This window comes from Ruegeria sp. H3, from assembly GCF_056533095.1.
The window spans coordinates 13547-27021 of record NZ_JBQFOD010000007.1 but is presented as its reverse complement, the minus strand read 5'-3'; the positions used below and the strand labels follow the sequence as shown (position 1 = coordinate 27021).

The window sequence follows — 13475 nt, the reverse complement described above, 5'->3', positions numbered from 1 at the left end:
GGGGTAAACAAAAGGGAGGACTACCATGAACTTACGACCAGATCCGACGTTTCACGCGTCACCCAAACTGGCGATGGAAGCGCCGGTCGAAAATTTTGCCTTCACCATTATGCTGGGCAAAGACGCCAGCCATCACGATGGGCTGGCCGTGATCGATCTTCGAAATGGCTCGGACACTTATGGACAAATTGTGCATACGGTCATGACGCCCACGACCGGAGACGAGTTTCATCATTTCGGCTGGAACGCCTGTTCTTCGTCCTTGTCCCCGCTCTCAGGTCATGCCTTTCTGGAGCGGCGCTATCTGATCGTGCCAGGTATCAGATCAAGCCGCATCTACATCTTCGACGTCAAAGAGCCGCTGAAGGCCAAAATTCACAAAATCATAGAGCCCGAGGAAGTCTTTGCCAAAACCGGCTACTCGCGGCCCCACACGATCCATTGTGGTCCTGAGGGGATTTATGTCTCAACCTTGGGTGGCGCTGGCCCCGATGGCATAGATGGACCTCCGGGCATTTTCATCATGGACTGCGAAACCTTCGATATCATCGGGCGCTACGAGATGGATCGTGGCAAGCAAGATAAGCACTATGATTTCTGGTGGAACCTGCCGCAAGACTACATGGTCAGTTCAGAATGGGGCTTGCCGCCACAGTTTGAAGGCGGCGTTGTACCCGAGGATTTGCTGAGTAACAAATACGGGCATTCGATCCATTTCTGGGACCTGCGGGCACGCAAGAACATCCAGACCATCGACTTTGGCGAGAACTACCAGATGGCTCTGGAAATCCGCCCGGCCCATGATCCGACAAAATCCTACGGGTTCTGCGGTGTTGTGGTGGATACCACCAATCTGCAAGGGGCGATCTTTACATGGTGGCGCGAAGATGACGGGACCTGGAACTCGAAGAAGGTGATCACCATTGATCCCCGCCCCGAAGACCCGGACAATCTGCCCGAACTACTGAAAGGGTTCAGTGCTGTGCCGCCTCTGGTCACCGATATCGACCTCAGCCTGGATGACAAATACCTGTACGTTGCGTGCTGGGGCTTGGGTGAGATGCACCAATACGATGTCTCTGATCCGTTCAATCCAGTTCTAAACGGCAAGGTCGAACTGGGTGGGATCGCGCGCGAGACCAAGCATCCCAATGGCAAAGACTTTATCTACGGCCCGCAAATGGTTGAGATCAGCCGGGACGGCAAACGTGTGTATTGGACCAACTCGCTCTATTCAACTTGGGATAACCAGTTCTATCCGCATCAGGAAGGCGGCCAGATGGTGATGGCCAACGTGGGAGACGATGGCAGCTTTGCGTTGGATCCAGATTTCTACATCAACTTCCCCGAGAACACGCGCGCGCACCAGATTCGACTGGAAGGCGGCGACTGCTCGACTGACAGCTTCTGCTATCCTTCCGTGTAAGTTCGGATGGAAGATCTGACTTTGACGGCCCTTTGGTGGGCCGTCATTTTCTCTGGCTTATATCATGGAATAAACCCCGGCATGGGCTGGCCCTTAGCAGTGTCCGCTGCGTTGATGGAGCGTAAGCCCACGGCCATGGCCAAGGCGCTTTTGATGCTAGCGCTGGGGCATTTCCTGGCGATGATCGGTATTCTGCTGCCGTTCTCGCTGATGATCATTCTCGTCGAGCGCGAAACCGAAATCCGCCTGGGTGCCGGCGTGATCGTGATTGCTATGGGTATTTACCTGTTGATCAATCGAAAACACCCCAAGATATTGGCCCGTGTTCATCCGGCGCGTTTGGCGCTTTGGTCATTTCTGGCCGCGATGGCACACGGCGCAGGGCTGATGCTGGTTCCGATATATCTGGGAATTTGTGGTTTGCTTGAGCCGGGCAATGTGGCCACGACGGGCCATGCTGCAGCGCAAACCCTGATGAGCAATGATGTCTTTACGGCCTTCACAGTGGCTGCGGTTCATACCCTTGCCATGACGTCAGCCGGAGCGTTGATCGCTGTGTTCGTCTATCATTGGCTCGGCCTCAAATTCATCTCGAAAAGCTGGTTTAATCTGGATGTTGCCTGGGCGATCAGCCTGATCATAGTGGGCGCATTCGGCATCTGGTCGGCCTATGCAGGACATTGAGATGATATGTATGCACCCCTGTTTAGCCACCCGTTTTCTAGCCTCTTGAGCCGCATGTGACCGGCGCGTTTTATGATAACGCCGCTTGTCGAACGTTATAATATTTCATATCTGTCAATTGCAAAATCCGCATCCGTTGACAATTGGAACATCTCAGATGGCGACCCCTGACAATCGCATACCAGTCACCTTGCTCACCGGCTTTCTGGGCGCGGGCAAAACGACAGTGTTGAACCATCTTATACGCGACCCAGAAGCCGGTCGCATAGCGGTGATCATGAATGAGTTTGGCGATGCGGGACTGGACCATGATCTAATCGAGGAATCGACCGAGGACGTGGTGTTGATGCAATCCGGTTGCCTGTGTTGTTCGATCCGGGGCGATTTGGCGAATACGTTCGCCCGCCTGTTCGTCCGCCGAGAACGGGGCGAACTCAGCTTTGATCGCGTGGTCATCGAAACCACCGGGATCGCTGATCCGGGTCCGATTTTGCATACAATGGTTATCGACGACTTAATCGCACCAAACTTCCGCTTGGATGGCGTCGTCTCATTAGCTGACTCAGCAACCGGCCCTCGCACCCTTGATGCGCAGTTTGAAGCGGTCAGCCAGATCGCGATGGCCGATCTGATCGTCCTGACCAAAACCGATCTTGTAACCCCGACCGACCTCAAACGGTTCACAGCTAGGTTGAGAGGGATCAACGGAACCGCCCAACGCATAACCGCCCGGCATGGGCAGGTTCCGATCGGCGCGCTGTTCGGCTTATCTGCGATGCGCGGCAGCGCCACACCGGATGATCTTTCGGATTGGCTTGGGTCAAAAAAACCAAAGCCCGACCCGTTGGCTGGGTTGTCAGGGTTTGCACCAAAGGTGATCACATCTGAGCCCATACCCCTGCCCCCCTCGGGCACTCATTTCCACCATGACAGTCGTATAGGTTCAGCTTCAATCGAGGTCGCCGATCCTATACCCGCACGTGTTTTTGATCTTTGGCTGGAAACGCTGGTCGAACTCAAAGGCCCAGACATTCTGCGCATGAAAGGCATCATTCATGTTCAAGGCATGGAATGGCCCTTTGTTTTTCATGGGGTGCAGCACATTTTCGACGCTCCGGTGCCGCTAAAATCATGGACCGGAGGCGACACGACAAGCCGCATTGTCGTGATCGCACGTGATATCGAAAAGGGCGATCTAAAAGCCAGCCTGGAAATGCTGCGATTGCATTCTCAGAGCCTTGATACGCGCCTAGACGGCATGATGACCCACGTCACCGAGATGTCGGATTGATTGATTTCAACGTCTCAGATTTTCGACTGGCTATGAGCGACTGACGCCCAGGGCAAATACATTGCAGGCTGCCTGCAGTTTCAAAACTAGTGTAGGCTAAATTACTCGTCAGCTTTCGGATATATGAATCCGTTCACCGGATATGGTTTGCCGTAGCGACCGGGCTGGCTTTCGACCCGAACCAATGTCCAGTCGTTATTCTTTGACACGTCCCGCACACCCATTTTCAACGACACTTTGTTGCGGTGCCAATTGGCGTGATTTATGACAACTTGCCGATCATCAACGATCTCTGACACAACCGCGACATGGCCCAAAGACATTCCGCGCGTCGCCCGAAATGACATCACCGCGCCCACAGTCGGGTCTGCACCCCGATCGTAAGTCTTGTGCGCCTTACCCCACCAGTCCTTGGCGTTGCCGCGAATCTGGATACCACTCAGGTTTCGTGCATAGGGAACGCACCAAACTCTGTGCCCCAGAGCCTGTTTTCGTTCGACTTCTTGGAGTGCCATGAACTGACGTTCAGGATTGAGACCGCTATAAGGTGAGTTTTGAGAACAGGCTGAGACCAGGACAACAAGCCCGAGCGCTGCAATTGCCCGAGTGGGAACGGAAATATACTGCCAGATCGCATTCATTTTCCGGGCGCTTTCCTGCACGAAACTTCATCACCTGTTTAGAATCCCTTAAGATTTCTGGGCGATCCGAGCTGTAAAGAAAAGAGCTCTGCAAACCCTCTGGCGAAAATCTGCCAATGGCTTGCACAAAAGACGCACATAAAGCCCGTTTGATACGCGTGATGTGGCCTGTAAGTGGCCCAACACAATGCTCTGGCCTTCAAAACTTACGGAAGAACTTTGTTCGATCGAACATTTCCTCGAGCTCTTCCATACGGGCGCGGGTGGTGTCCCAGTTACGCTCCTGCACTTCGGCGATCACGATCTCGGATATCAACATGGTTGTCAGGTTGCTATCCCAGGCTGACGGCGCTGCAATCTGATTGCTAAACGCAACATGTGCCAAGTCCGAAATTGGTGACATCCATTGGTCCGTGAACAGGATAATCTGTGCCCCCCGCTCACGGGCCAGCTCGGCCAGTTTCAGCGTGCTGTTTTCGTATCGCCGCACATCAAAGATGACGACCACATCATTTTCATTAAAGTCCAGCGCGTAGTGCGGCCAGGCATTTGAGTTTGACGCAATCAGAGTCACATCGGGCCGGATGACCTGAAAATGCAGAAAGAAGTAGTCCGCCAAGGTGCGCGTGATCCGACCACCTACGATAAAGACCTTGCGCTTTGTGTCGCTCAGCATATCACAAGCGGTGTCAAATGCAGCGGGGTCAATCTTGGCCATGGATTGGCCGATATTGTCGATGATGGCCTTGGTAAATCGGTTCAGCAAATGCGCGTCAGGCGCGTCATCAACCCACTTTTCGCGTTTGGTAAGTGGGCTGGAAATCTTTTCGTTCAGCTCATCCCGCAACCCGCGCTGAAACTCGGGAAAGCCTGCGAAACCAAGCTTCTGAACCAGGCGCGCCACTGTGGGGGTGGAAACCTTGGCCTCCTCCGCCAATGAGGTGATGGTCCCAAGCCCGGACGCTGGATAGTTTCTGAGGATGACATCCCTCAGTTGAAGCTCCGACCGGGTCAGGTCACCGGTTTTATCCTGCAATCGTTCAGCGATGGTCTGCATGGTCACCCAGACTGTTTCTTGCACTGATGGTATCTTCCGCATCTGAGATAGTCAAAATATTACCACGCAATACCGCTCTGTACGAATATTTACATAAATTTGTTGACAGGTGAAATGCTGTTGAAGAAAACTTTACACTGAACGGGGGATTCTAATTGGAACATTGCACGACAGATGCAGAGTTTGCACCGCGGGTTGAAAATCCCGAAGGGTCGTCATCTGTCCTATTGGTGTGTGAACATGCCAGCGCTCATATGCCATCCGAGTTTAATTCACTCGGGCTGGATGAAGACGCGTTGCAAAGCCACATCGCCTGGGACCCCGGTGCCTTGCAGAGCGCACGATCAATATCACAGCGTCTGGACGCGTCTTTGGTTTACAGCACTGTCTCGCGGCTGATTTACGATTGTAATCGACCACCCGAGGCCGCAAGCGCTATGCCTGAACGCAGCGAAGATACGCAGGTGCCCGGCAACGCAAGGCTAACCAACGCGCAAAGACATGCGCGTACCGCGCAATTCTACCGCCCGTTTGAGTCGCTGTTGACCAGAACCTTGAATGCCCGTGATCATCGCACAGCGATTGTGACCATCCACAGTTTCACACCCGTCTACAGGGGCCAGAACCGATCGGTTGAAATTGGAATCTTGCACGATGCCGACAGCCGATTGGCAGATGCGATGCTCGATGTTGCAGCAGGGTACGATGTTCAGCGCAATGCGCCCTACGGACCGGCGGATGGCGTCACACATACGCTGCGGCACCATGCTTTGCCCCGGGGTCTGCTGAACGTGATGATCGAAATCAGAAATGATCTGATTGCAACACCCGAACAATGCGAACAGATGGGTAATGTGTTGGCGGATTGGCTACGCGAAGCGATGAAAATCTGCTCGGAATCCTCAGTCGAGGACGCCATTCGATGAAGCTTCTAAAAACATACATCGCAGTGATCGACCGGCTAAACTACGGTATTGGTCGGGTGATCATGTTTGGCATCTTTGCGATGATGGTCGTCCTGTTGTGGTCGACCATAAGCAAGTTTTCTGACCAGCCATCACTCTGGACCCTCGAAGTCGCTCAATTCGCCATGATTGCCTATTTCTTTCTGGGCGGGCCTTACGCCATACAGATGGGCAGCCATGTGCGGATGGATTTGTTTTATGACAACTGGTCGCTTCGCCGAAAGGCCGCGACAGATGCGATCATGGTACTTTGCCTGATCGCGTATCTGCTGGTTCTGCTGTGGGGCGGGATCAGCTCAACCGCGTATTCTCTGGGCTACTGGGGCACTGAGCCCCTGTCCTTTTTTGCAGGCCTTGTGACGGGATCAGAAGAGGTGGGCACGCTTGAGCGCAGCCGCACGATCTGGCGCCCGTATCTTTGGCCCATCAAGGCAGTGATGTGTGTCGGGATCATCCTGATGCTGCTGCAGGCCCTGTCGGAACTGGCCAAGGATATCTTGCGACTTAAGGGCGACGAAACAGCATGAGTTACGAGTTCATTGCCCTGATGATGTTTGCCTCGATGATGGTGCTGCTGTTCAGCGGTCAGCGTGTCTTTGGCGCCATTGGGTTTGTCGCGGTGATTGCCGCGCTGATGCTGTGGGGAGATCGCGGCGGGTTCGATATCGCCTTTTCTCAATCCATCAAACTGATGCGCTGGTACCCGCTTTTGACCGTGCCGATGTTTGTGTTCATGGGCTATATCCTGTCGGAAAGCCGCATCGCCGACGATCTGTATCGGATGTTCCATGTCTGGATGGGCGGTCTGCGCGGTGGTCTGGCCATCGGAACCATCGGGCTGATGGTTTTGATTTCGGCGATGAACGGGCTGTCGGTTGCGGGCATGGCCATCGGAGCCACCATCGCCCTGCCCGAGCTTTTGCGTCGCGGGTATGACAAACGTATGGTCACGGGCGTTGTTCAGGCTGGTTCGAGCCTCGGGATTCTGGTACCGCCTTCGGTCGTTTTGGTCCTTTATGCGATGATCGCACGGCAGCCGGTTGGCCAGCTTTGGCTGGCAGGTGTGATCCCCGGCCTGATGATGGCCGCAATGTTTGTGATCTACATCGCCGTGCGGTGCCGCATGAACCCTGATCTTGGACCGGTCCTATCGGAAGAAGAGCGTGCGATGCCGCGGGCCGAGAAGTATCGCTTGTTGCTATCCGGTCTTCTACCGTTCGGGATTTTCTTCGCCATGATGATCCCCTTTGTGAATGGCTGGACTTCTCTGGTCGAAAGCTCTGCCATTGGGGCAATCACTGCCTTTGTCGCTGCGGTTCTGAAAGGGCGTATGAACTGGACGGTGTTTGAAACCTCGGTGCGTAGCACGCTTGGGATCACCTGCATGTTCATGTGGATCATCCTTGCCGCCCTGGCCTTCGGGGCCGTGTTCGACGGGTTGGGCGCAGTCAAGGCCATCGAAAGCCTGTTTACCGAACGACTGGGCTTGTCCCCGTGGATGATCCTGATCCTGATGCAGCTCAGCTTTGTTCTGATGGGCACGTTTCTGGACGACACAGCGATGTTGGTGATCGTAGCGCCACTGTATATCCCGCTGGTGGGTGCGCTTGGGTTCGATCTGATATGGTACGGCGTGCTGTATACGATCACCACGCAGATCGCCTATATGACACCGCCCTTTGGCTATAACCTGTTCCTGATGCGGGCGATGTCGCCCCCGGGCATCACGCTGAATGATATCTATCGATCCATCATACCTTTTGTGGCGGTGATGGTGGGGGCGCTGACGATCATCATGATCTTCCCCCAGATCGCCCTTTGGCTGCCACAAACAGTTTACGGAAATTAAGCGCCGACAAGAGCGCACTGCAAGATCGAGTGCAACTGAACAAGGAGGTTCACATGACCACAAGACGCAAGTTTATCAAAGGTGCCGCCGTTGCCGCACCTGCCGCGCTGGCTGCTCCGGCTCTGGCGCAATCGACGATCACATGGCGGATGCAGACCTATGCGGGCGCTGCACTGGCGGCCGAGGTGGTGGTTCCGGCAATCGAGACCTTTAACAAAATCGCAGGCGACCGCATGCAGATCGAGCTGTTCTTTGCAGATCAGCTGGTCCCTACAGGTGAGCTGTTCCAGGCGATGCAGCGCGGAACAATCGATGCTGTGCAGTCCGATGATGACTCGATGGCGTCACCCACCGAAGTGACCGTGTTTGGCGGCTATTTCCCGTTTGGCTCGCGCTATTCACTGGATGTGCCGGTTCTGTTCAACCAATATGGCTTGAAAGAGATCTGGGACGAGGAATATTCCAAAGTCGGGGTCAAACATATCTCGGCTGGGGCTTGGGATCCGTGCCACTTTGCCACAAAAGACCCGATCCGCTCGCTCGAAGATCTCAAGGGCAAGCGGGTCTTTACCTTCCCAACCGCGGGCCGGTTCCTTAGCCAGTTTGGCGTGGTACCCGTGACCTTGCCATGGGAAGATATCGAAGTCGCAGTGCAAACCGGCGAACTTGACGGCATCGCATGGTCCGGCATTACCGAGGACTACACTGTGGGTTGGGCTGATGTGACCAACTACTTCCTGACCAACAATATCTCGGGCGCGTGGATCGGGCACTTCTTCGCCAATATGGATCGCTGGAACGAGTTGCCCGAAGACCTGCAAGCCCTGCTTGCGGTCTGCATGGAGCAAAGCCACTATTACCGTCAGTGGTGGTATTGGGGGGGCGAAGCCAACCTGCGGGTCAACGGCACCAAGATGGAGCTGACCTCGATCCCTGATGAGGAATGGGCGCAGGTCGAAAACGCAGCCGTCGAGTTCTGGGATGAGATTGCCGCAGAAAGCCCGACCAAGGCCAAGATCGTTGACATTTTCCGCAAGTATAACGCGGATATGCAAAAAGCCGGACGCCCCTATCGCTACGGCTAAACCAACCGGCGCCCCGACAGGTTCGGGGCGCTGCCTGCCCTATTCAAGGATTGCCAAATGACCTCTCCGCTCACCTTTGATGCACTGAAAGAACAGGCCGCTTCTGGCGCGATTGACACTGTTCTGGTGTGCTTTGTCGACATGCAAGGCCGGCTTATGGGCAAACGGTTCCATGTGTCGAACTTCCTTGAAAGCGGCCATGAGGAAACACATTGCTGCAACTACCTTCTGGCCACTGATCTTGAGATGGCGACACCGGATGGCTACGCCTCGACCAGTTGGAGCCAGGGGTATGGCGACTATGTGATGAAGCCGGACCTGTCGACACTGCGGCCTGTGCCGTGGCTGGAGGGAACGGCAATGGTTCTGTGTGATATTCTGGATCACCACAGCCACGCACCGGTGTCACACGCACCCCGACAGGTTTTGAAACAACAAATCGCCCGCGCGGAAAGTATGGGCCTGACCCCCAAAATGGCCACCGAGCTGGAGTTTTTTATCTTCAAAAAACCGCTTGATGAGATGCGCGCCGAAGGCTACCGCGACCTGACCACTCTGGGGCCGTATAACGAAGACTACCATATCCTTCAGACCACCAAGGAAGAACATGTGATGCGCCCCCTTCGCAATCACTTGTATGCCGCCGGAATTCCCATTGAGAATTCCAAAGGTGAGGCCGAAGTTGGTCAGGAAGAGCTGAACATCAAATATGCTGAGGCGCTGCTCTGCGCTGATCACCACACGATTGCGAAACACGCCACGAAAGAGATCGCCTGGCAACAGGGTCATTCTGCCAGTTTCCTACCCAAATGGCATCAAGATCGAGTCGGCAGTGCCTCGCATGTGCATATGTCGTTTTGGAAGGGCTCAGCCAATGCGTTCCAAGGCGATAGTGCTCATGGGATGTCAGACCTGATGCGGCATTTCATGGCCGGGCTGATCGCCTATGCGCCAGACTGTACCTATTTCTTCGCGCCTTACATCAATTCATACAAGCGCTTCGCAAAGGGTACCTTTGCGCCAACCAAAACTGCGTGGTCCGTGGACAATCGCACTGCCGGTTTCCGGCTCTGTGGGGCAGATACCAAGGCCGTTCGGGTTGAATGTCGCATCCCAGGATCGGACATTAACCCCTATCTGACCCAAGCCGCATTGCTGGCCGCCGGGCTGAAAGGGGTCGAGGACAAGCTGACCCTAGCCGATGCCGCGACAGGTGACATGTACGAGGATGACAGCGTTCCGGAAATTCCACGCACCTTGCGAGCAGCCACCGAAACTCTGCGCAACTCATCCATGCTACGCGCGTCAATGGGGGATGATGTGATCGATCACTACACCCGCGCGGCCGAATGGGAGCAGGAAGAATTTGACCGTATTGTCACCGACTGGGAAATCGCCCGTGGTTTTGAGAAGGCCTGACAGATGAGCAAGATCACTTGTACTTCTCCCATCGACGGCTCGGTCTATGCTGAACGGGAATGCTTATCCGCAGACGCCGCACGGGATGCCATTGCGCGCGCGAAGGCGGCGCAGCGGGATTGGGCCGCGTTGCCTTTGCAGGATCGCATCGCCTTTGTGAACAAAGCCGTTGCTTACATCGGTGAAACCACCGATCGCATGGTGACTGAGCTTGCGCATCAAATGGGCCGCCCGGTACGCTATGGTGGTGAGTTCGGCGGGTTCGAAGAACGCGCCTATTACATGGCGTCGATTGCCACAGATGCGCTGGCCCCAGTTGTGATCGAAGACTCGGATGAGTTCCTGCGCAAGATCGAGCGGGAACCGCAGGGTGTTGTCTTCGTCGTGGCCCCTTGGAACTATCCCTACATGACCGCAATCAACACGATTGCACCCGCTCTGATCGCGGGCAATGCCGTGGTTCTGAAACACGCGTCGCAAACCATTCTGGTTGGGGAACATCTGGCCGAGGCCTTCGCGGCCGCTGGTCTGCCCGAACGCGTGTTCACGAATGTGGTTTTAGATCATGACACAACCTCGACGCTGATTACTGAGGGCCATTTTGGATTGGTCAACTTCACCGGTTCAGTCGGCGGGGGTCGCGCGATGGAACGCGCCGCTGCGGGAACGTTCACGGCAGTTGCAACTGAACTCGGCGGTAAGGACCCCGGATATGTGCGTGCCGATGCGGACCTCGATGCAGCGGTTGAGACGCTGATCGACGGGGCGATGTTCAACTCGGGCCAGTGCTGTTGTGGGATTGAGCGGATTTACGTGCATCACAGCCTGTTTGATGCTTTCGTCGAAAAGGCGGTTGCGTTGGTGAAAACCTATGTGCTGGGCGATCCGTGCAACCCGGAAACCACACTGGGCCCAATGGCCAACATACGGTTCGCCCAGGAGGCGCGCGCCCAAATTGATGAGGCGATTGCAGCAGGTGCAACGGCCCACATCCCAACCATGCCCGCTGATGATGGCGGCGCCTATCTGACCCCGCAAATCCTCACAGAGGTGACCCACGACATGCGGATCATGCGGGATGAAACCTTTGGACCTGCAGTAGGCATCATGCCCGTGCGAAATGACGCTGAAGCCATTGAGTTGATGAATGACAGCCAGTTTGGCCTGACTTGCTCGCTCTGGACCCGCGATGCCGACGCAGCAGAGGCGATTGGTCGCCAATTGGAAACCGGCACCGTGTTCATGAACCGTTGCGATTATCTGGACCCTGCTTTGTGCTGGACCGGATGCAAAGACACCGGGCGCGGTGCCGGCCTGTCAGCTCTCGGCTTTCACGCTGTCACCCGCCCAAAATCCTACCATCTGAAGAAGCTGAAATCATGACCCTAACTGCCAATTGGAGCTATCCCAACCCCATCCGCTTTGGTGCTGGCCGCATCGCCGAGATTGGCGAGGCCTGCGCGGCGGCTGGCATTATGAAACCCCTGCTGATCACAGATCGGGGCCTGGCCGAGAATGAGATCACCAAGCGAACCCTGACGCTGATGGAAAGCGCCGGTTTGGGCACTGGGCTTTTCGCCGAAGTTGACGCCAACCCCACGGATCTAAATGCCGAAGCCGGTGTGGCAGCCTATAATGCGGGCGGCTATGACGGGGTGATCGCTTTTGGCGGTGGATCCGGCCTTGATCTGGCCAAAACCGTTGCCTTCATGGCAGGTCAGACACGACCCATCTGGGATTTCGAAGATATCGGCGATTGGTGGACTCGCGCGGATGCAGATGCGATCGCGCCCGTTGTGGCTGTGCCCACCACGGCAGGAACCGGATCAGAGGTTGGGCGTGCCAGCGTGATCACCAATTCAGAAAGCCATGAAAAGAAGATCATCTTCCACCCCAAGATGCTGCCTGCTCAGGTCATCATGGACCCGGAATTGACCGTTGGCATGCCAAAATTCATCACCGCCGGGACGGGGCTGGATGCCTTCGCCCATTGTGTCGAGGCCTATTCCAGCCCGCACTATCATCCCATGAGCCAAGGCATCGCGCTGGAGGGGATGCGTCTGGTCAAAGAGTATCTGCCCCGTGCCTATGCAGACGGTAGCGATCTGGAAGCACGCGGCCAGATGATGAGCGCGGCGGCTATGGGCGCGACGGCGTTTCAGAAAGGCTTGGGAGCGATCCACGCGCTCAGCCATCCCGTTGGCGCAGTTCATCATACTCACCACGGCACGACCAATGCCGTGTTTATGCCCGCTGTTTTGAAGTTCAACGCCGACGCCATCCGCACGAGGTTTGATCAGGCGGCCGCCTATCTGGGGATTGACGGCGGGTTTGACGGGTTCTGTGCTTTTGTCGACGACTTCAATGCGTCATTCAACATTCCGCTTACGCTGACCGAACTGGGTGTCAAAGACCCGGATTTCGATGCGCTGACCGAGGCCGCTTTGCGCGACCCAAGCGTAGGCGGCAATCCAGTCCCGCTCACGGCACAAAATATCCGAGGCTTGTTCGAAGCGACCAGATAAGGCGCTAGCTATTGCCCGGAATGGCCGCCCCTAAGCTTGGGTGGTTGCAACAAGCTCCTTTAGCAAAGTGCGCAAATGCTCTTTGCTATCGTCCCCCAAGGTCTCGGCGATTTCCGCCTCAATCCCTCTGATCTGATCTGCGGCGCATTTGCGCCAGCGGTGACCTTTTTCTGTTATTGTCACCACCTTATCGCGCTTACTGTCGGGCCCCGCATCAACCCTAACCATGCCCTGTGCGACCAATCGGTCAACCGCCTGCTGCGCGGCCTGACGGGAAAACCCCATCTCTCGATGAATGACAGAGAGTTTAACCGTGCGCCCGCGCAGCTGGGCAAAGACCTGCATATCTGCGGGCCGTATCGCGGCAAACTCTGTCTGTGCCCGCGCATCATCCATACGCGCGTTCCAATGGGCGATCAAAGTCATCATCATGCCTTTGATATTCTGACCCAGAAAGTCATTGTCGCGTTTATCAATCACGGTTGACAATTTGCCTTCATACCTATTTCATCAATCTTAGTTGATATTTATTG

The 13475-nt window shown here is 55.4% G+C and carries 13 protein-coding genes; 10 read left to right on the top strand and 3 right to left on the bottom strand.

Features of this window, described 5'->3' with window-relative positions:
• Positions 1-25 precede the first annotated feature (25 nt).
• The 3 genes from ACR0JE_RS09940 to ACR0JE_RS09930 all read left to right on the top strand — a co-directional run bounded on the left by ACR0JE_RS09940 (position 26) and on the right by ACR0JE_RS09930 (position 3401).
• Positions 26-1426 carry a selenium-binding protein SBP56-related protein gene (locus tag ACR0JE_RS09940; protein ID WP_480499126.1) on the top strand — a complete coding sequence of 467 codons (1401 nt, stop codon included), beginning with the start codon at positions 26-28 and terminating at the stop codon, positions 1424-1426.
• Between the two features lie 6 nt (positions 1427-1432).
• Entirely contained in the window at positions 1433-2110 is a 678-nt protein-coding gene (locus ACR0JE_RS09935; protein ID WP_480544649.1) for a hypothetical protein, read from the top strand.
• A 157-nt stretch (positions 2111-2267) separates the two neighbouring features.
• A complete protein-coding gene (locus ACR0JE_RS09930) occupies positions 2268-3401 on the top strand; it encodes a CobW family GTP-binding protein (protein ID WP_480864044.1) in 1134 nt (377 codons plus the stop codon).
• A 101-nt stretch (positions 3402-3502) separates the two neighbouring features.
• Here the strand turns inward: ACR0JE_RS09930 and ACR0JE_RS09925 are convergent, their stop codons facing one another.
• Positions 3503-3916 (bottom strand): CHAP domain-containing protein, encoded by a 414-nt coding sequence (locus ACR0JE_RS09925; protein WP_353009934.1) that lies wholly within the window; start codon positions 3914-3916, stop codon positions 3503-3505.
• A 325-nt stretch (positions 3917-4241) separates the two neighbouring features.
• Entirely contained in the window at positions 4242-5099 is an 858-nt protein-coding gene (locus ACR0JE_RS09920; RefSeq protein WP_480864155.1) for a MurR/RpiR family transcriptional regulator, read from the bottom strand.
• Between the two features lie 155 nt (positions 5100-5254).
• Between ACR0JE_RS09920 and ACR0JE_RS09915 the strand changes: the two genes are divergently transcribed.
• The 7 genes from ACR0JE_RS09915 to ACR0JE_RS09885 are packed head-to-tail and all read left to right on the top strand — an operon-like array spanning position 5255 to position 12942.
• Entirely contained in the window at positions 5255-6025 is a 771-nt protein-coding gene (locus tag ACR0JE_RS09915) for an N-formylglutamate amidohydrolase (RefSeq protein ID WP_480864043.1), read from the top strand.
• Positions 6022-6591, top strand: a complete 570-nt coding sequence (locus ACR0JE_RS09910) for a TRAP transporter small permease subunit (RefSeq protein ID WP_480864042.1) — start codon at positions 6022-6024, stop codon at positions 6589-6591. The genes ACR0JE_RS09915 and ACR0JE_RS09910 overlap by 4 nt, the downstream gene beginning before the upstream one ends.
• Positions 6588-7913 (top strand): TRAP transporter large permease, encoded by a 1326-nt coding sequence (locus ACR0JE_RS09905; protein WP_480864041.1) that lies wholly within the window; start codon positions 6588-6590, stop codon positions 7911-7913. Before ACR0JE_RS09910 ends, ACR0JE_RS09905 begins: the two co-directional genes overlap by 4 nt.
• Before the next feature lie 53 nt (positions 7914-7966).
• On the top strand, positions 7967-8998 hold the full coding sequence (locus ACR0JE_RS09900) for a TRAP transporter substrate-binding protein (RefSeq protein WP_480864040.1): 1032 nt from the start codon (positions 7967-7969) through the stop codon (positions 8996-8998).
• A gap of 57 nt (positions 8999-9055) precedes the next feature.
• On the top strand, positions 9056-10417 hold the full coding sequence (locus ACR0JE_RS09895; protein ID WP_480864039.1) for a glutamine synthetase family protein: 1362 nt from the start codon (positions 9056-9058) through the stop codon (positions 10415-10417).
• A 3-nt stretch (positions 10418-10420) separates the two neighbouring features.
• On the top strand, positions 10421-11800 hold the full coding sequence (locus tag ACR0JE_RS09890) for an aldehyde dehydrogenase family protein (protein WP_480864038.1): 1380 nt from the start codon (positions 10421-10423) through the stop codon (positions 11798-11800).
• A complete protein-coding gene (locus ACR0JE_RS09885; RefSeq protein ID WP_480864037.1) occupies positions 11797-12942 on the top strand; it encodes an iron-containing alcohol dehydrogenase in 1146 nt (381 codons plus the stop codon). Before ACR0JE_RS09890 ends, ACR0JE_RS09885 begins: the two co-directional genes overlap by 4 nt.
• Before the next feature lie 30 nt (positions 12943-12972).
• Here the strand turns inward: ACR0JE_RS09885 and ACR0JE_RS09880 are convergent, their stop codons facing one another.
• Positions 12973-13422: a MarR family winged helix-turn-helix transcriptional regulator gene (locus ACR0JE_RS09880; RefSeq protein WP_480864154.1), complete on the bottom strand. Its 450-nt coding sequence runs from the start codon at positions 13420-13422 to the stop codon at positions 12973-12975.
• Between the last annotated feature and the right edge of the window lie 53 nt (positions 13423-13475).

Coding starts and splice junctions, on each gene's coding strand:
- ACR0JE_RS09940 (WP_480499126.1), top strand. CDS start 26: ATGAACTTACGACCAGATCCGACGTTTCACGCGTCACCCAAACTGGCG.
- ACR0JE_RS09935 (WP_480544649.1), top strand. CDS start 1,433: ATGGAAGATCTGACTTTGACGGCCCTTTGGTGGGCCGTCATTTTCTCT.
- ACR0JE_RS09930 (WP_480864044.1), top strand. CDS start 2,268: ATGGCGACCCCTGACAATCGCATACCAGTCACCTTGCTCACCGGCTTT.
- ACR0JE_RS09925 (WP_353009934.1), bottom strand. CDS start 3,916: ATGGCACTCCAAGAAGTCGAACGAAAACAGGCTCTGGGGCACAGAGTT.
- ACR0JE_RS09920 (WP_480864155.1), bottom strand. CDS start 5,099: ATGCAGACCATCGCTGAACGATTGCAGGATAAAACCGGTGACCTGACC.
- ACR0JE_RS09910 (WP_480864042.1), top strand. CDS start 6,022: ATGAAGCTTCTAAAAACATACATCGCAGTGATCGACCGGCTAAACTAC.
- ACR0JE_RS09905 (WP_480864041.1), top strand. CDS start 6,588: ATGAGTTACGAGTTCATTGCCCTGATGATGTTTGCCTCGATGATGGTG.
- ACR0JE_RS09900 (WP_480864040.1), top strand. CDS start 7,967: ATGACCACAAGACGCAAGTTTATCAAAGGTGCCGCCGTTGCCGCACCT.
- ACR0JE_RS09895 (WP_480864039.1), top strand. CDS start 9,056: ATGACCTCTCCGCTCACCTTTGATGCACTGAAAGAACAGGCCGCTTCT.
- ACR0JE_RS09890 (WP_480864038.1), top strand. CDS start 10,421: ATGAGCAAGATCACTTGTACTTCTCCCATCGACGGCTCGGTCTATGCT.
- ACR0JE_RS09885 (WP_480864037.1), top strand. CDS start 11,797: ATGACCCTAACTGCCAATTGGAGCTATCCCAACCCCATCCGCTTTGGT.